The sequence below is a fragment of the Streptodolium elevatio genome, from assembly GCF_040649515.1.
Lineage (GTDB): Bacteria > Actinomycetota > Actinomycetes > Streptomycetales > Streptomycetaceae > Yinghuangia > Yinghuangia elevatio.
Map to the genome: position 1 here is coordinate 1 of NZ_JBEZFP010000176.1, position 18,231 is coordinate 18,231.

Sequence of the window (18,231 nt, forward strand, 5' to 3'; positions counted from 1 at the left end):
GCCGCGGTGACCCGCGGCCGGACGGGCCCGGGGGGTCACTACGAGCGCGGCACCCCGCCGCGGCCCGCGTGCCCGGTCACTTCTTCAGGGCGATCTGGTCCACCACCAGCGCACCGTCGTTGACCACCTGCAACCCGGTCACGCTCGGCCGGTGGATGACCGAGGTGGTCGCCTCCTGCCAGACGAACAACGGCACGTCCTGCGCGGTGAGCTTGACCAGTTCGGAGTACGCGGCACGCCGCCCCTCCGGCGTGGTGGCGGCCCGCGCCTGGTCGAGCGCCGCGTCCGCCGCCGGGTTGGCGTAGCCCGAGTAGTTGGTCGGGGAACCGGTACGGAACAGGCTGTCGATGCCCGGGTCCGGGTCGGCCAGCCACATACCGAAGTTCTGGGCCTGGAAGTCGCGGTTGACCAGCCCCTTGGTGATGTACGCCGTGACCTCCAGGGCCTCGACCTCCATCTTGACGTTCTTGTACTGGGCCAGTCGGCTCTGCATGTACTCGGCCGTCTTGCGCGCGTTGGCGTTCTGCTGCGTGAGGTACGTGAAGTTGACCGGCTTGCCCTCGGCGGCCAGCTCGTCGAACAGCTTCTGCGCCTCGGCCTGGTTGTACGCCGGCTGCGCCGACACCGACGGGTCGATCAGCGGGGAGTTGTCGGGGAAGAGTCCGTCCGCGGTCTTGATGTCGCCCTGGTAGAGGGTCTGCATCATCGCGGCGCCGTCGAAGGCCATGGCCATCGCGCGCCGGGCGCGCGGGTCGTCGAAGGGCGCGCGGCGCATGTTCATCAGGAAGTACTGGCCGCCGTAGACCTGGGTCGTGATCGCCTCGAGGTTCTTGGTCGCGGCGATCTCCTCGGCCTCCCCGTTGGAGGTCACGGTGATGTCGGCCTGGTTGTTGCCCAGGGTGTTGAGCAGCTGCGTGCTGTCGGGCATGACCGTGAAGGTGATCTGGTCGAGCATGGGCAACCCGGCCTGCCAGTAGGTGGGGTTGCGCACCATGACCTGCTGGCTGCCGCGCACCCACTCCTTGAGCAGGAACGGGCCGGCACCGACCGGCTTGCTCGGGAACCCCTTGGGGTCGGCCTTGAACGCGGTGGGCGAGGCGATGTGCGCGAGGCCGTTGGCCACCGTGCGGTCGAAGTTCAGGTTGGGCTTCGCCAGCGTGATGCGCAGCTCCAGCGGCCCGGCGACCTCGCTGGTCACACCGGCCATGTTGGCGCGGTGGATGGAGCTCATCGCCGGGTCGTTGTTGGCGTCCCAGTTCGCCTTGACCGCGGCGGCGTCGTAGGGCGTGCCGTCGCTGAAGTTCACGTTGGGCTTGATCTTCAGCGTCCAGACCGCGCCGGTGGCGTCTGGGATGAGGCTCTCCGCGACGCGCGGTTTGACCTTGCCGTCGGCCGGGTCCAGGTACACCAGGAAGTCGTAGAGCGCGGCCATCCGGCTGGAGTCGGCCGAGCCGGTGTAGGACGCGGTGAACGGGTCGAGCCCGCGCGATTCCACCGGCAGCGGGATCGTGACCGAGCCGCCCCGCTGCGCGGTGCCGCCGGCGGAACCGCCGTCGTCGGAGCCGCCCCCGCACGCGGTGGCCGACAGGGCGAAGGCGGCGGCCGCCGCCACCGCCGCGAGCCTTCGGCGCCGGACGCGCGGGGCGGAGCGGCGGGGCGGCATGGTTCTCGGAAACATCGGCGACTCCTCGGCGCTGAGGGCCCGTTCCCCCGGCGGAACGGCTCGGTGCGCCGTGCTCCTCGGAACCCTGCCTGTGGTGACACGTGCCTGGACTTGTGGTCCCTCCGACTTACTTGACGGACTCAAGCAACCACAGAGCGCCGAGCGATTCAAGGCAGAACTTTGTGCAGCGTGGCCGTGGTCGTGACGGGCCGGCGGGCCGCCTCGGGCGACGACCCGGGACCGGGGGCGGGTGGTGATGCGCAGGTCCTTGGCCGTACCGGACAAGGCGATTGCGCCCTGGAGGTCGGTACGGGCGGTGTGTGCGCCCGCCGCGGTGAGGAGCGAGAGCGCCGCACGGCTCGGATGGCCGTAGGTGTTCCCGGCGCCGACCGAGACGAGCGCCAGTCGCGGACGCAGGCCCAGGAACAGCGCCGGGTCCTGCCGCGCCGAGCCGTGGTGCGGGACCTTGAGGACGTCCACCCGGATGCCGGACAGGTCGGCGCGCAGCGCCCGCTGGGCCTCCGGCTCGACGTCGCCGGTGAACAGGATCCGGATGCCGGAGACCTCGGCAAGGACCACCGTGCTGGCGTTGTTGGGCGCCGAACCGCGGTACCGGCGGACGGCCTGCGGATCACGCGGGCCGATCACCCGCCACCGCAGCGCACCGTCGGCGACGACGCGTTGCTCGCCGTGCCGGGCAGTTTGCACCGGCACCCGGGCCGCCTCGGCCCAGCGCTGTACGCGGGCGACCTCGCCGGCCGGCTCACGCAGGCCGGACGTCTCGACGGCGCCGACCGCCCGGCCGTTCAGCACACCGGGCAGGCCCTCCACGTGGTCGGCGTGGAAATGGCTGAGCATGACCAGCGGGACGCGGTCGATGCCGAGGTCGCGCAGGCACCGGTCGACGGCGTGCGGGTCGGGGCCGGTGTCCACCACGACGCCTCGGCCGTGTCCGGCGTTGAGCACGAAGGCGTCGCCCTGCCCGACGTCGCAGGCCACCAAGTGCCAGCCGGGCGGCGGCCACCCGGTGAGGGGACGGATGAGCGGCTGGGGGCGCAGCAACGCGATGAGCACCACGGCCGCGAGCACCGTGACGGCGACGGGCCGCCGGACGAGCGCACGGGTGAGGGGAATCGCGGCGACGGTGACGACGGCGAGGGCGAGACCGCCCGGCAGGCCGCCGGGCCAGCCGACGGTGGCTCCGGGGAACGCCGCCCCGGTGCGGGCGACCAGGGCGATCCACGCCACCGGCACCGCCGCAACGTGCGCGACCAGGGCGGCGGCCGGGATGTGCAGGGGCGCCACGAGCAGCACGACGAACCCGAGCACGGTCGCGGGTGCGACGGCGAACTCCGCCAGCAGGTTGCACGGGACCGCGACGATGCTGACCCGCTCGGTGAAGGTGACGACAACGGGGGCGCAGACGGCCTGGGCGGCGCACGGGACCGCGACGACCACGGCGATCGGGGCGGGCCAGCCGCGGCGCACGAGGGCCGCCGCCCAGCGCGGGGCGATCAGCAGCAGGGCTCCGGTGGCCAGCACCGAGAGGATGAATCCGAAACTGCGCGCCAGCGCCGGGTCCAGCAGGACCAGGAGCAGTGCCGCGGCGGCCAGGGCGGAGGGGCCGTGGCGGCGCCACCCGCCGAACAGGGCGGCAAGCGTCACCAGCCCCATGAGCGCGGCCCGCAGCACGCTGGGTTCAGGGCGCGCGAGGACGACGAAGCCCACCACGGCCCCCGCACCCAGCACGGGCAACGCGCGCCCTCGGACCCCCACATGACGGAATGTCAGGAGCGCGGCGCCGAGCAGGATGGTGATGTTGGTGCCGCTCACCGCCATCAGGTGAGTGAGTTCGGTGGTCCTGAAGTCCTCGGTGAGACCAAGGGGAACGGCTGAGGTGTCGCCGACGACCAGGCCGGGGAGCAGCCCGCGCGGTGCGGCGGGCAGACCTGCGCAGGCCCGGCGCAGCCGGTCCCGGACATGGCCCGCCAGTCGCTGGTGGTCGGACGGACGGCCGGTCACCCGGGGCGCGGATTCGACGATGAGGAGCGCGGTCGCCGGGCTGTCCGGCCGGGCGGCGACCAGCCGGCCGGCCGCGTTGATGCGTGTGCCGGGCAGCAGCCGAGGCCACGGGGCTTGCCCGGTCGCCAGAATCAGCACGGGAGTTCGCAGGCGCACGGACGGGCCGGCGGGGGTGACGAGCCGGTCGACGCGCGCCGGGATGCGGAACTTCGCGGTACCGAGCGATGTGCCGCGGACCTTGGGGACGACCACTGTCGGGTCGCCGGTGACGGTGAGTTGCGCGGTGACGGTGGCGCCCCGGTCGGCGAGCGCACGGACGGGCCCGGCCCGCTGCGCGGAGGTCTGCAGGGTTGCGGACGCTCCACCGGCCGCACAGCAGACGAGGGCGACGGCCGCCGTGGCGCGAATCGTGCGCCCCCGGCACAGGGCGGACAGGGCGGTTGCTCCGACCACGCAGCCGCCGACGAACGTCCAGGCCACGACCGGGCGTACGGCCGGAACGCACCACGCGGCACCCCAGGCCGCAACGGCGCCCGGAACGAGCCTGAGGTCGACCGCGGCGGTACGGGCGGCATCGCCCGGGCGGCCCTGGACCGGTGGCGTGCTCATACGCGCACCCTCGGGCGGAGTTCCTCGAAGCGGCGTTCGCCGATGCCGCGGATCTCGCGGAGTTGCTCGACCGAGGTGAACCGGCCGTGCGCGCGACGCCAGTCGAGGATGCTCGCGGCCATGACGGGGCCGATGCCGGGCAGGCCCTCGAGTTGTTCGGCGGTGGCCGTGTTCAGGTCGACGACACCGGCCGCCGCGCCGTTTGCCGCGCCCTTCGCCGCCCCCTTCCCCGCCGCGGACGCCGCGGGCGCACCCGCCGGGGCCGGGACGGCGGTTGCCCCGGGCACACCGACCGGCACCTGCTCGCCGTCGGACAGCACACGCGCCAGGTTGAGAGCGGCCAGGTCCGTACCGGGGAGCGCCCCGCCGGCCGCCTTGAGGGCGTCGTCGACGCGGGATCCGGCGGGGAGGGCGAACAGGCCGGGGCGGGCGACGCGTCCGACGACATGGACGGACACCGACGCGGCGGCCGCGGCCGCGGAGGGGTCGGTCGGAGCCGCCAGGGCAGCCGAGGCGGGCAAGGCAAGCGGATCCGGCCGGGAGGCGCCCGAGCCGAGCGATCCCGCGGTGGCACCGGGAGCAGCGGTCCCGGAACCGGCCCCGACAGCGGCCCCGGAGGCGGAGGCCGCGACGGCCGCAGGCACCGCCACCGTCTGCGGACGCGACCGCCACCAGCCCACGCCGGCGATGACGATCGCGAGGAGTGCCAGGGCGGCCACCGCCGCCACCACCCGCCCGTCCACCGCGATGCGGAACGCCTTGAGACCGGGCGGGATTCGGTCCGCGACCGTCGCGGCGAAGCGGGTTGCGGCGGGCAGCGGCTCAGCCGAGGCGTCTCGGTCGGCCGAGGCGTCCCGAGGCCCGCTGCCGACGGGCTCCGGGACGCCCGCCCACGGGTCCGGACCGGGTGGCGGCACGCCGGGCGGCGGGGTCTCGGGCGACGCCGCGGCGTGGCGCGAGGAGGCAGGGTCGTCGGAACGGTGCGGCCCGAGCGCGGCATCGGTTGCGTGCCGCCCGGGGGCGGCGTCGGCCGGGAACAACGCGGCGAGTCGGGAGGCGGTCCGGGGGTTCGGTGATTTCGACATGCCTCGACGCTAGGCGGCGAAGTCGGGCGCCCCGCGCCGGTGATCGAAATCTGTGGACAACCCCGAGCCTGTGGACGACGGGCTCGACCGCGGCCGTGGAGATGAGGTAGATGGCGACGCCCCGCGACACGCCGAACGAACCGCGCCTGCGCCCTACTTCGGGGAGACCACCACGGCGAGCAGCCCCGGGCCCGCGTGCGCGCCGATCACCGCGCCGACCTCGGATACGTACAACTCCCCCAGCTGCGGCAGGCGTTCGCGCAGTCGACCGGCCAACGCCTCGGCGCGGTCCGGGCTGGCCAGGTGGTGCACGGCCACATCGACCCGGCCCTCGCCGGCCGCTTCCAAGGCGATCTCCTCGAGCCGGCTGATGGCACGGGCAGACGTGCGGACCTTCTCCAGGGGGGCCACCCGACCGTCCGAGACGTGCAGCAGCGGCTTGACCGCGAGCGCCGCGCCCATGAGCGCGGCGGCGGCGCCGATGCGCCCGCCGCGCCGCAGGTACTCCAGCGTGTCCACGTAGAAGAATCCCGAGGTCGCCCCCGCGCGCTTCTCCGCCGCCGTCGCCGCGTCCTCCGCCGACGCGCCGTCCGCCGCCGCCTCGGCCGCGGTCAGGACCGGGAAGCCCATGGCCATGGCCAGTGTCCGGGAATCGACCACACGGACCGGCACTGGGGACTCTCGTGCGGCCAGCAGTGCCGCCTCGTACGTGCCCGACAGCTCCGCCGACAAGTGCACCGACACGATCTCGCGCGCGCCGCCCTCCGCGACCCGCCGGTACGTCTCCGCGAACGTCTCCGGCGACGGGCGCGACGTCGTCACCACGCGCTTCTGCCGCAGCGCCTCGGCAAGGCCGGCCGGCGTCGCCTCCGTCCCCTCGTCGAGCGGCCGCCCGCGGAGCACGACCTTGAGCGGCACGACGACGATGCCGTGCTGCTCGACGACCGCGTCGGGCAGGTACGCCGTGGAATCGGTAACGATCGCGACTTCGGTCGTCATGGGGCTGAAGCTACCCGTCGGCGAAGGGACAAGGGACGAGGAAAACGTTCACCGCACCCGGGCGGTCGGACACCGGTCGCACGTCGGCCGCACATCCTCCGTTCCGCGCGACCTGCCCGGCAAACGCGTCGCGCACATGTCAGGGGCCGAGCGCGTCCTTGGCCGCCTGCGTGGTCTCGCGCAACGCCGCGACCTCCTGCTCGACCTCGCGCCCGAGCCGGTCGAGGTCGTCGTGCGCCAGAACCTGCTCGCGGTCCTGCGCGGCCCAGCGCAGCGACCCGGCGGCGTGCTGGACCCGCTCGGCCCGTTCGCGCAGCGCGGGCAGCTCGCGCTCCATCCGGACCGGGTCCGGCTCGCGCTCCAGCATCCGCAGGTCGGTGTCCAGCCCCTCGGCGAAGCGTTCGAGGCGGGCGAGGAGTTGCCGGGCCTCGGCGAGCTGGGTGTCCCGCGCGTAGCCGGCGTCGAGGACCCTGCGGGTGTGTTCGAGGGACTTGCGTACCGCGGACCGCAGCCGGGCCGCCTCGCCGGCGCCACCCGGGCGGGTGTACGCGCGGGCCCGCGACGCCGCGTCGTCCACCAGGCCCCGCAGGCGCGGCGCATGCCGGTCGATTCTGCGCCGCACCGCACGCCGCACCATCACCCCGATGATCACCACCACACCGATCAGCACCATCAGCGCGGCGACCCCTGCGCCCAGGAAGAGGGCGACGGCTTGCGCACCGTCCGAGGCGAGTGACACGGCTGGTCTCCTCCCAGGTCGCCACCTGCGAATGCCCCAACAGTAGCGCCGCTGAGGCACCGGGCGTCCGCGCCGGACGAAAACACCGCGATCCAGGGCGATCGTCACAGCCCGGAAATGCACCGTACACGGCAGGGAAACGAACGTGGGCGAATCACCCTCGAACAGAACGGGCGCGGACGGAGAAGACCGTCCGCGCCCGTCGGGACGCGGCCCGACGGGCGCGTCCGTGCCCGGCTCACGCCGGAACGATGTTCACCAGCTTGGGCGGCCGTACGACCACCATCCGCACCGCCGCGCCGCCCAGCGCGGACTGGACCGCCGCGTCGGCCAGGGCCAGTTCGCGCAGGTCGTCCTCGCCGATGCCCGGCGGCACCTCCAGGCGCGCCTTGACCTTGCCCTTGATCTGCACGACACACGTCACCGTGTCGTCGACGACGTACGCGGGGTCCGCCTCCGGGAAGTCATGGTGCGCCAGCGACCCGTCGTGGCCCAGGCGCGCCCACAGCTCCTCGGCGACGTGCGGCACCAGCGGCGCGACCATCAGGACCAACTTGTCCGCGACCGGGCGCGGCACCGAGTCCAGCTTGGTCAGATGGTTGTTCAGCTCGATCGCCTTGGCGATGGCCGTGTTGAACCGCATGCCTTCCAGGTCCTTGCGCATGCCGTCGATCGCCTTGTGCATCGCGCGCAGCGTCGCCTCGTCGGGCTCGGTGTCGGCGACCCGCACCTCACCGGTCGACTCGTCGATGATGTTGCGCCACAGGCGCTGCAGGAAGCGGTACGAGCCGACGATCGCGCGCGTGTCCCACGGGCGGGAGGCCTCCAGCGGGCCCATGGACATCTCATACAGGCGCAGGGTGTCCGCGCCGTACTCCTCGCAGATCTGGTCGGGAGTCACCGAGTTCTTCAGCGACTTGCCCATCTTGCCGTACTCGCGCTTGACCTCTTCGACCCCGAAGAAGAACTTGCCGTCCTCCTCCGTGACCTCTTCGGCCGGCACGTACACACCGCGCGCGTCGGTGTAGGCGAAGGCCTGGATGTAGCCCTGGTTGAACAGCTTGTGGAACGGCTCGAACGACGACACGTAGCCCAGGTCGAACAGCACCTTGTGCCAGAAACGCGCGTACAGCAGGTGCAGCACGGCGTGTTCGGCCCCGCCGACGTACAGGTCGACGCCGCCGGACGCGCCCGCGGTACGCGGACCCATCCAGTACTTCTCGTTCTCGGGGTCGACCAGCTGGTCGGGGTTGGTCGGGTCCACGTAGCGCAGTTCGTACCAGCACGAACCCGCCCAGTTGGGCATCGTGTTGGTCTCGCGGCGGTAAGTACGCGGCCCATCGCCCAGGTCCAGTTCGACCGTCACCCAGTCCTCGCGCCGCGACAGCGGCGTCTCGGGCTGCGAGTCGGCGTCGTCCGGGTCGAACGTGCGCGGGCTGTAGTCGTCGATCTCCGGCAGCTCGACCGGCAGCATGGAGTCCGGCAGTTCGTGCGCGATGCCGTCCTCGTCGTAGACGATCGGGAAGGGCTCGCCCCAGTACCGCTGGCGGCTGAACAGCCAGTCCCGCAGCCGGTAGGTGACGGTCGGCGCGCCGACGCCCTGCGCCGCCAGATGCGCGTCCATGGCGCGCTTGGCCTCGGTCACGTCCAGGCCGTTCAGGCTGAAGTCGGGCGTGGCCGAGTTGACGATCCGGGCGGTCTTGGAGACGAACGCGTCGTCCCACGTGGCCGGGTCGGTCGAGCGGCCGTCGTCGGGCTCGACGACGCAGATCATCGGCAGCTCGAACTTGCGGGCGAACTCGAAGTCCCGGTGGTCGTGGGCGGGCACCGCCATGATGGCGCCGGTGCCGTAGCCGGCCAGCACGTAGTCGGCGATGAACACGGGGACGGCCGTGCCGCCGGCCGGGTTGACCGCGTAAGCGCCCGTGAAGACACCGGTCTTGTCACGGCCTTCGGTCTGCCGCTCGACCTCGGACTTGGACGCGGCCTCGGCACGGTACGCCGCGACCGCCTCCGCCGGGGTGGCCGCCCCGCCCGTCCACGCCTCCGGCGTACCCGCCGGCCAGGCGTCGGGCACGACGGCCCCGACCAGCTCGTGCTCGGGCGCCAGGACCATGTACGTCGCGCCGAACAGGGTGTCCTGACGGGTCGTGAACACGCGGACGGACACGTCCTCGTGGCCCACGAAGGCGAAGTCGATGTGCGCGCCCTCGGACCGGCCGATCCAGTTGCGCTGCATCAGCTTGATCGGCTCGGGCCAGTCCAGCGTGTCCAGGTCGTCGATCAGCCGGTCGGAGTACGCGGTGATCCGCATCATCCACTGCTTCAGGCTGCGCTTGAACACCGGGAAGTTGCCGCGCTCGCTGCGCCCGTCGGCGGTGACCTCCTCGTTCGCCAGCACGGTGCCCAGACCTGGGCACCAGTTGACCGGCGCCTCGGACAGGTAGGCCAGGCGGAAGCCGTCGACCACCTTCGCCTGCTCCGCGCGGCTCAGGTCGGCCCACACCCCACCGCCGGGAACCGCTCGGGTGCCCTTCTCGAACTGCTCGACCAGGTCGGCGATCGGCCGCGCGCGGCCCTTGCCGCCGTCGGCCTCGGTGTCGTACCAGGACGTGCGCAGTTGCAGGAAGATCCACTGCGTCCAGCGGTAGTAGTCCGGGTCGATCGTCGAGATCGAGCGGCGCGGGTCGTGGCCCAGGCCCAGGCGGCGCAGCTGACGGCGCATGGTGGCGATGTTCGCCTCGGTGGTGATGCGCGGGTGCGTGCCGGTCTGCACCGCGTACTGCTCGGCGGGCAGGCCGAACGCGTCGTAGCCCAGGGTGTGCAGCACATTGAACCCGGTCATGCGCTTGTACCGGGAGAACACGTCGGTGGCGATGTAGCCCAGGGGGTGGCCGACATGCAGGCCCACACCCGACGGGTACGGGAACATGTCCATCACGAACATCTTCTCGCGGCCCGCGACCTTGTCCGGCTCGGCCAGCGGGCCCACCGGGTTCGGGGCCTCGAACGTGCCGTCCCCTTCCCAGCGGTCCTGCCAGCGCAGCTCGATCTCGCCGGCCATGGCGGCCGTGTAGCGGTAGGGCTCGGTCGGCTCGGCGGCCTGCGTCGTCTCGGTCATCGTCCTCAGGGCTCCTGGGTGCACACGTGTGCGTGTCGTATTGGCCGTCGAAATAACGCGGTCTTGCCGGAAATACAAAAACCCCTCGCACAGGAGGGGTCGCCGCGCCGAGGTGGGCGACAGCGCCTCATGCGAGGTGGTCGCCCGTCCTGCTCAGCGCGGCCCGGTAAGCAGCAGTACGGCACGCATAGCCACAGGGTACCGGATGGTGCTCCGCCGACCTCGCGATATCCCCGCGAAGGCCGCCCGCGTCAGACGAGCGACAGGACGAGGAGCATCTGCGCGAGGTGGTACGACACCGCGATGCTGATGCGGGCGTACGGCGTTTCCTCCCGGAAGCGGTTCCACCCGGCGAGGGCGTCCGAGCAGTAGAACAGGAACGCCCCCGCGACCGCGGTCGGCCGACCGGTCGCGGACGCCGCCACCACCATGACCGACAGCACGCCTATGTAGAGCACGACCGGCAGCGTCAACATGGGACGGGACGCGCGGACACCGAGGACAAGCCGGACCGCGTACCCGAGAGTTGCCACCAGAACGACCACGATGCCGGCCGCGGCCCACAGCCACGACCAGCCGACCTGCTGGAACCCGACGACATAGGCCGCGTGCGCCGCGAGGGACGCGCCGACGGCCGCCACGAAGTGCCGTTCGCCCCCGAGCGTGAGCACATCGCGGGTCAGCGACAGGCCGAGGGCTATGAGGAAGGCGGCGCGCTGGCTCTCGCTGGACGGGTCGAGGGCGGCCGCCACGGCTATGAGCGCCACGATGACGGCCGGCTTGGCCCGGCTTTCGAGCCGCAAATCCTCGCGTCCGACTGCGGCCCAGTCGGCGACCGCCACGATGGCGGCCACCGCGAACAGGGTCCACGCGAGGGGGGTCATGACCGGCGACCATACTGATTGGTAACCGGAGAATTCGCCTATCGGGGCAGTACGTCATGCAACCGTGATGCGCCTGAGTCCGACCCGCGTTGTGGTGCGCGTCTCCTGTCCTTGACATCCACCGGCGTGCGCGCCGGGGCGCACCGCGGCATGCGGGCGCCTCCGGCGCGGCGGCCTCAGACCGGGACAACCGTCGACGCCGAGCGCGCCTCGGCCGCCGCCACGAGTCCCGCGAACGGCGACAGGTCGTCGTCCACCTCGGGGTGCCACTGCACCGCGACCGCGAACGGGTGGCCCGGCACCTCCAGCGCTTCGACGGTTCCGTCGGGGGCCCGCCCCGTCACCACGAGTCCGGCGCCGAGCGTGTCCACGGCCTGGTGGTGGTACGTCGCGACGTCCAACTCGGTCCGCCCGTACAACTGCGCCGTGCGGCTCCCCGGCACCAGGGAGACCGGGTGCCGCCCGTACTGCCCGGGAGCGGGCGCGTGGCGCTCGTCGCCGAGCCGGTCCGGCAGATGCTGGACCAGCGTGCCGCCGCGCAGGACGTTGAGGACCTGGAGGCCGCGGCAGATGCCCAGCACCGGGATACGTGCGTCGAACGCCCGCTCGGCGAGCGCGAACTCGGCCGTGTCCCGCGCCGGGCGCACGAACCCGGTGCGCTCGTGCGCCTCGCTCCGGTACCTGGCCGGATCGATGTCGCCGCCCCCGGCGATCAGAAGCGCGTCGATGCGGTCGACGGCCTCGGCGACATCCGGCACGGACGGCAGGAGCACGGGCAGCCCGCCGGCGGCCGCGACACGGTCGACGTACGCCTGCGGGAGGAGCGTCGCCTGCACGTCCCAGGCGGCCCATTTGGCCTGTTCGCTGTAGGCGGTGATGCCGATGACGGGGCGGGGCATGAGAGGTACCACCTGTCTCGCTGACGATGCCGTGGTTCTTGCGGGCGGCTAGAGCGGTGTCACGTAGGCACCCGAAATCCCGCCGTCGACCAGGAACTCGGCGGCAGTGATGAAGGACGCGTCGTCGGAGGCGAGGAACGCGACCGCCGCCGCGATCTCCTCGGCCTCCGCGAAGCGCCCGGTGGGGATGTGCACAAGTCGTCGTGCCGCGCGCTCCGGGTCCTTGGCGAACAGCTCTTGCAGCAGCGGAGTATTCACCGGCCCCGGGCACAGGGCGTTGACACGAATACCCTCCCGCGCGAATTGCACGCCAAGTTCGCGCGACATGGCCAGCACCCCGCCCTTCGACGCGGTATAGGAGATCTGCGACGTCGCCGCCCCCATGCGGGCCACGAAGCTCGCGGTGTTGACGATCGACCCCTTGCCCTGGCGCTGCATGTAGGGGATGACGTACTTGCAGCACAGATAGACCGACGTCAGATTGACCTCCTGCACGCGGCGCCATGCGTCGAGTCCGGTGGTCAGGATCGAGTCGTCGTCGGGCGGCGAGATGCCGGCGTTGTTGAACGCGACGTCGATGCGACCGTACGTGTTGAACGCGGCCTGGTACATGGCTTCGACGTCGGCCTCGGAGGTGACGTCGGCCTTGACGAACAGGCCGGCCACCGCCTCCGCCGCGGCCTCCCCCGCGGTCTCGTCGACGTCGACGCAGACCACGTTGGCGCCCTCGGACGCGAGGCGCTTCGCGGTGGCCAGGCCGATGCCGCTGCCGGCACCGGTGATGACGGCCGTGCGGCCCTCGAAACGCTTCACTGTTCCTCCGTACGTGCTTTGATGCGGCGGTTGCCGGTCATCGGTCGGTCACTCCGTACCGATGGCGCTTGTCCGGTCATCGGTCACTCCGTTCCGATGCTCGCTCTGTCGGTCATCGGTCACTCCGTTCCGATGCTCGCTCTGTCGGTCATCGGTCACTCCGTTCCGATGAACACGTTCTTCGTCTCGGTGAAGGCCGCCAGTGCGTCCGGGCCCAGTTCGCGGCCGAGGCCGGACTGTTTGAAGCCGCCGAAGGGCGTCCAATAGCGGACCGAGGAGTGTGAGTTGACGGACAGATTGCCCGCCTCGACGCCGCGACTGACCCGCAGTGCGCGGCCGATGTCGCGGGTCCAGATCGAGCCGGCCAGGCCGTAGACGGTCGCGTTGGCGATGCGCACCGCGTCGTCCTCGTCCTCGAACGGGATCACCGCGGTCACCGGGCCGAAGATCTCGTCGGTGACGGTCCGGTCCAGCGGATCGGCGGGCGTCAGGACCGTGGCCGGGTACCAGAAGCCCTTGCCGGACGGCACCGTGCCGCGGATGGCGACGGGTGCGTCGTCGGTCACGTACCCGCGCACCCGGTCGAGTTGCGCGGCCGAGACCAGCGGGCCCATCTCGGTTGCCGGGTCGTTGGGGTCGCCCGCGCGCACCGCGAGGATGTGCGGCTCCAGCAGTTCGAGGAACCTGTCGTACGCGCCGCGCTGCACCAGAATGCGGCTCCGCGCGCAGCAGTCCTGCCCCGTGTTGTCGCAGAACGACATCGGCGCTGCCGCCGCGGCCTTCTCCAGGTCGGCGTCGGCGAACACGATGTTGGCGCTCTTGCCGCCGAGTTCGAGCGTCACGCGCTTCACGCCGCCCGCGGCGCGCGCCATGATCTCCTTGCCGACCGCCGTCGAGCCGGTGAACACGATCTTGCGGACGAGTTCGTGGTCGACCAGCGCGCGGCCCGCCTCGGTTCCGCGGCCGGGCAGCACCTGGAACACACCCTCCGGAAGACCGGCCTCCAGTGCCAGTTCGGCGACCCTGAGCGCGGTCAGCGGTGTCAGCTCGGCGGGCTTGGCGACGACCGTGTTGCCGGCCGCGAGCGCGGGCGCCAGGCCCCATCCGAGGATGGGCAGCGGGAAATTCCAGGGCACGATGAGGCCGACGACGCCCAGCGGCTCCTGGAAGGTGACGTCGATGCCGCCCGGCACCGGGATCTGACGCCCGGTCAGGCGCTCGGGCGCACCGGCGTAGTAGTGCAGGACGTCGCGCAGGTTGCCGACCTCCCAGCGCGCGTTGCCCACCGGATGCCCGGCCTCGGCCACTTCGAGAGCCGCCAGTTCGTCGGTGTGGGCGTCGACGACCTCGGCGAAGCGGCGCAGCTGGCGGGCGCGGTCGCCGGGCGCGACGGCGCGCCACGACGGGTACGCGGCGGCGGCGCGGCGTACCGCAGCATCCACCTCGGCGGCACTCGCCATCGGCACGGAGGCGACCGTTTCCTCGGTCGCCGGGTTGATCACGTCGAAGACGTCGTCGGCCATCGCGGCCCTTTCTCTGTCTCTCTTGCGATGTCTTGCTGCGTTGTGTGCCGCGCGCCGAGCCACAGACGACTCACCTGACACGTCACGCGGGCCGTGTGCGTTCGACCTCCGGCAGCCTCACGCGCCATGCGCGCGCCCTACATGCGCTCGAAGCCACGGAACAACTCCCAGTCGGTGACCGCCGCTTCATACGCCGCCAGCTCCACGCGCGCGGCGTTCGCATAGTGCGCGTGCACCTCGTCGCCGAACACCGTGCGCGCGAGCTCGCTCTTCTCCCACAGGTCCAGCGCCTCGCGCAGCGTGGTCGGCACGGTCTCGGCGCCGGAGGTGTACGCGTTGCCCATCTGCGGTTCCGGCAGCGGCAGTTCGTTGTCGATGCCGTACTGGCCCGCGGCGATCATGCCCGCGACCGCGAGATACGGATTCACGTCACCGCCGGGGACGCGGTTCTCGACACGCAGCGACTGGCCGTGGCCGACCAGGCGCAGCGCGCACGTCCGGTTGTCGACCCCCCACTGCACGGCGGTGGGGGCGAAGGTGCCGGGCTGGTAGCGCTTGTAGGAGTTGATGTTCGGCGCGTACAGCAGGGTGAACTCGCGCAGTGTGGCGAGTTGGCCGGCCAGGAAGTGCGCGCCCGCCTTGGAGAGCCCGTACGGCCCGTCACCGCTCAGCACCGGGCCGTCCTCGCCGCGCAGCGACAGATGGATGTGGCACGAATTGCCTTCGCGCTGATTGGGCTTGGCCATGAAGGTCAGGCTCATGCCCTCCTGAGCGGCGATCTCCTTGGCACCGTTCTTGTAGATGCTGTGGTGGTCGCAGGTGCGCACGGCTTCGGTGTAGCGGAAGGCGATCTCGTGCTGGCCGAGGTTGCACTCGCCTTTCGCGGACTCGACGTACATGCCCGCGGCGGTCATCTCGTTGCGGATGCGCCGCAACAGCGGCTCGATCCGCGCGGTGCCGAGCACGCTGTAGTCGACGTTGTACTGGTTGGCCGGCGTGAGGTCGCGGTAGCCGCGGTTCCACGCCTGCTCGTACGTGTCGCGGTAGACGACGAACTCCAGCTCGGTGCCCACCATCGCGCGCTGCCCCAGGGCCGCGAGCCGGTCCGTCTGCGCCTTCAGGATCTGCCGCGGCGAAGCGACCACCGGGCGTCCGTCGGGCCAGGCCAGGTCGGCGAGCACCATCGCGGTGCCCGCGTTCCACGGCACTTCGCGCAGCGTCGCCATGTCGGAGACGAGGACGAAGTCGCCGTACCCGGTCTCCCAGGAACTCATGGCGTAGCCGTCGACGGTGTTCATGTCGATGTCCACGGCCAGCAGGTAGTTGCAGCCCTCGGTGTGGTGGGCGACGACCTCTTCGAGGAAGTAGCGCGCGGACAGGCGCTTGCCCTGGAGCCGGCCCTGCATGTCGGTGAAGGCGACGAGGACGGTGTCGATCTCCCCCTCGGCGATCCGGGCCCGGAGCCGGTCCACGTCGTACGGCTGTTCCCCTGCCACGGCCGCCCTCCCCTGCGTCACACCGATCTCCCGTCGTCCGGCCATCGTTCGGGGCTATCCAATCTCATTGGTCTAACATCAGTCCATTGATTGGATGAAAGAATCCGCGCGTCGAGGGGGTGGTGCGGTGCCGACCGACGCCGATGAACGCGCGTCCGAGTCCCGGGCGTGGGGCGATCCGACGGCCGACGCGGTGCTGCGCCCGGTCCGCGCGGGCAACGCGTTCGAGGAGACCGTCGAACGCCTGATGGCCGCGATCAAGCTCGGCGTCGTACCCCCTGGCGCCAGGTTCCCCGCCGAACGCGACCTCGCCGCCCGCCTGGGCGTCAGCCGGATCACCCTCCGCGAGGCGCTCCGCGCGCTCCAGCAGGCCGGACACGTCGAGGTACGCCGGGGCCGCTTCGGCGGGACGTTCGTCACCGGCCCGCCGCCGGCCCCCGAACCGGGCGAGGCGCGCCGCCGCGTCGAGGACATGGGACCGGCGCTCGACGACGCCCTCACCTTCCGCGAGGTGCTCGAAGTCGGCGCGGTGCAGACCCTCGCCGGACGCGGCCTCGACCCGGCGCAGCGCGCCCTCCTCCTGGCCCGCCTCGACGCCGTCGACACCGCGGCCCCCGAGGACTACCGCCGCCTCGACACCGCGTTCCACCTGACGCTCGCGGAACTGACCGGGTCGTCCAGCCTCACCGCGGCCGCGGCGGACGTCCGCATGCGCCTCAACGACCTGCTGAACGCCATCCCGGTCCTCGAACGCAACATCGAGCACAGCGCCGTGCAACACGCCGCGATAGTCCGGGCCGTCATCGACGCCGACCCCGAAGCCGCCCGCCGGGCGATGGCCGAACACCTCGACGGCACAGCCGCGTTGCTCCGCGGCTTCCTCGCCTGACCCGCCGGTTCGCCTTCGGCGCGTGCTCGATCGCGACCTGCGGCCTCAGCCGGCGACGTTGAGGGTGTACTCGACCGACACCTTGAAGTCGTCGCTGACGCCGCTGATGGTGAGCTTGTGGGCGCCAGGTGCGAGCGGGGCCAACGTGAACCACAGACCACAGCCCTGCTTGGACACCTCGCCGGCGCTATTGGTCACAGGATTGCCCGCGACACCGGTGAACTTGACCGCCTCGGGCCCGACCTTCTTGACGTCGACCGGGCTGCCGTCCAGGACCACTTCGCCGTCCGACGCCGCGATGAACGCCTCGCACTGCTCGACGGTGTCCGCGGTGCGGTTCAGCAGCGGGCCCGCCAGCGCGCGACCGGCCGGAACCGTGCAGGTGCGCTTCGCATCGGCGCCGAACGTACCGGCCACGAACCACACATCGTCGGGTTGTCCCTGCGCGCACTGCTGACCGGTGGTGTCGGACACCGGGTTCGTCGCCGCCGGCTGCGACGCCGCCCAGCCCCACCAACGGGACTGCAGATCCGCGATCTCGTCCCCGCCGGGCGCGGCCGGAATCGGCGTGTCCGCGATGCCGGCTCCCGAAGAGGACGCGGCGGACGGCTTCTTGTCGTCCGAACTGCACGCGGACAGCGTCATCGCGGCACAAATCACCAGAGCAAATGAGGCGAGGGAACTACGGCGTCGGGTCACGGCGATCATCGTAGAGGCGCCCCCGACCCGCCATGCGGAAACCAAGCCGGGCTGATCGGTGGAGACGGTGTAGGTGGTCGGCCCTTGGCCGGGGGTGGGCGCATTTGTTTGAGCGCGGTCGGAGTGCCGCCACCTGGCCGCCTCCGGCCGCGTGGTGCGGGCACCGGTCCGGGAGGAACCGCCCCGGAGAGGAAGGTCGGAGGTGGGCGTGGGCACCGTCGCCGAGGGGGTCACCCCGAGCGAGCGAGGCGGTCTGGAAGTGGGAGCGGACACCGGCGCGGAGCGGGTCGCCTCCGGGAAGGCGCGAAGGCTCGGGAGGGAGGGGGCACCGAGACGGGGAACTGCCCTGGAGAGGACGGTCGGGGGCCGGGCATGGGGTGGGACCGACTCGAAGAAGGAGGGTCGGAAGTGACGGTGGGTTTCCCGTCACGCGGGGACCGGCCGGGCAGGACGGCCATCAAAGGGGAGGCGGAACACCATCACCGAGCAGACCACCGCGAAGCGGAAACAGCCCCACCCGACCGCATTCACCCCCCGAGCCGGAACACCCCGCAGAGGGGGGTGCGGGTGGCGAAGCCGCCAAAATAAAGTCACCCCCGCCCGCGCATTAGCGGGAGGGTCTGCAGGGGGGCGGAACACCATCACCGAGCAGACCGCCGCGAAGCGGAAACAGCCCCACCCAACCGCACCCACCACCCGAGCCAGAACACCCCGCAGAGGAGGGGGGTGCGGGTGGCGAAGCCGCCAAAATAAAGTCACCCCCGCCCGCGCATTAGCGGGAGGGTCTGCA

Annotated in this window: 12 protein-coding genes; 1 reads left to right on the plus strand and 11 read right to left on the minus strand. The window is 71.8% G+C overall.

Translation table 11 applies throughout. The features are described from left to right. Positions 1–76 precede the first annotated feature (76 nt). From AB0C36_RS38880 to AB0C36_RS38925, 10 genes are all read right to left on the minus strand, one after another. The gene (locus tag AB0C36_RS38880) at positions 77–4,294 is read right to left on the minus strand and encodes a ComEC/Rec2 family competence protein (protein ID WP_358363556.1); all 4,218 of its coding nucleotides are present in this window, start codon (positions 4,292–4,294) and stop codon (positions 77–79) included. After that, on the minus strand, positions 4,291–5,379 hold the full coding sequence (locus tag AB0C36_RS38885) for a ComEA family DNA-binding protein (RefSeq protein ID WP_358363557.1): 1,089 nt from the start codon (positions 5,377–5,379) through the stop codon (positions 4,291–4,293). The genes AB0C36_RS38880 and AB0C36_RS38885 overlap by 4 nt, the downstream gene beginning before the upstream one ends. Positions 5,380–5,532: 153 nt before the next feature. Continuing rightward, positions 5,533–6,378, minus strand: a complete 846-nt coding sequence (locus AB0C36_RS38890; RefSeq protein WP_358363559.1) for a DegV family protein — start codon at positions 6,376–6,378, stop codon at positions 5,533–5,535. A 139-nt stretch (positions 6,379–6,517) separates the two neighbouring features. After that, the gene (locus tag AB0C36_RS38895; RefSeq protein ID WP_358363560.1) at positions 6,518–7,117 is read right to left on the minus strand and encodes a hypothetical protein; all 600 of its coding nucleotides are present in this window, start codon (positions 7,115–7,117) and stop codon (positions 6,518–6,520) included. Between the two features lie 238 nt (positions 7,118–7,355). Then, positions 7,356–10,238 carry a leucine--tRNA ligase gene (gene leuS / locus AB0C36_RS38900; RefSeq protein WP_358363562.1) on the minus strand — a complete coding sequence of 961 codons (2,883 nt, stop codon included), beginning with the start codon at positions 10,236–10,238 and terminating at the stop codon, positions 7,356–7,358. A 251-nt stretch (positions 10,239–10,489) separates the two neighbouring features. Beyond that, the gene (locus tag AB0C36_RS38905; protein WP_358363564.1) at positions 10,490–11,122 is read right to left on the minus strand and encodes a lysoplasmalogenase family protein; all 633 of its coding nucleotides are present in this window, start codon (positions 11,120–11,122) and stop codon (positions 10,490–10,492) included. 176 nt (positions 11,123–11,298) lie between these two features. Then, positions 11,299–12,021, minus strand: coding sequence for a gamma-glutamyl-gamma-aminobutyrate hydrolase family protein (locus AB0C36_RS38910; RefSeq protein ID WP_358363566.1), 723 nt, complete (start codon positions 12,019–12,021; stop codon positions 11,299–11,301). Positions 12,022–12,069: 48 nt separating this feature from the next. After that, complete coding sequence (locus AB0C36_RS38915; protein WP_358363567.1) at positions 12,070–12,834, minus strand: 3-oxoacyl-ACP reductase; 765 nt, start codon at positions 12,832–12,834, stop codon at positions 12,070–12,072. A 155-nt stretch (positions 12,835–12,989) separates the two neighbouring features. Continuing rightward, a complete protein-coding gene (locus tag AB0C36_RS38920) occupies positions 12,990–14,357 on the minus strand; it encodes an aldehyde dehydrogenase family protein (protein WP_358363569.1) in 1,368 nt (455 codons plus the stop codon). Between the two features lie 137 nt (positions 14,358–14,494). After that, a complete protein-coding gene (locus AB0C36_RS38925; protein WP_358363571.1) occupies positions 14,495–15,853 on the minus strand; it encodes a glutamine synthetase family protein in 1,359 nt (452 codons plus the stop codon). 94 nt (positions 15,854–15,947) lie between these two features. Here AB0C36_RS38925 and AB0C36_RS38930 point away from each other — a divergent pair, with 94 nt between their 5' ends. Beyond that, positions 15,948–16,742: a FadR/GntR family transcriptional regulator gene (locus AB0C36_RS38930; RefSeq protein WP_435839204.1), complete on the plus strand. Its 795-nt coding sequence runs from the start codon at positions 15,948–15,950 to the stop codon at positions 16,740–16,742. A gap of 45 nt (positions 16,743–16,787) precedes the next feature. Here the strand turns inward: AB0C36_RS38930 and AB0C36_RS38935 are convergent, their stop codons facing one another. After that, positions 16,788–17,441, minus strand: a complete 654-nt coding sequence (locus AB0C36_RS38935; protein ID WP_358363574.1) for a signal protein — start codon at positions 17,439–17,441, stop codon at positions 16,788–16,790. Between the last annotated feature and the right edge of the window lie 790 nt (positions 17,442–18,231).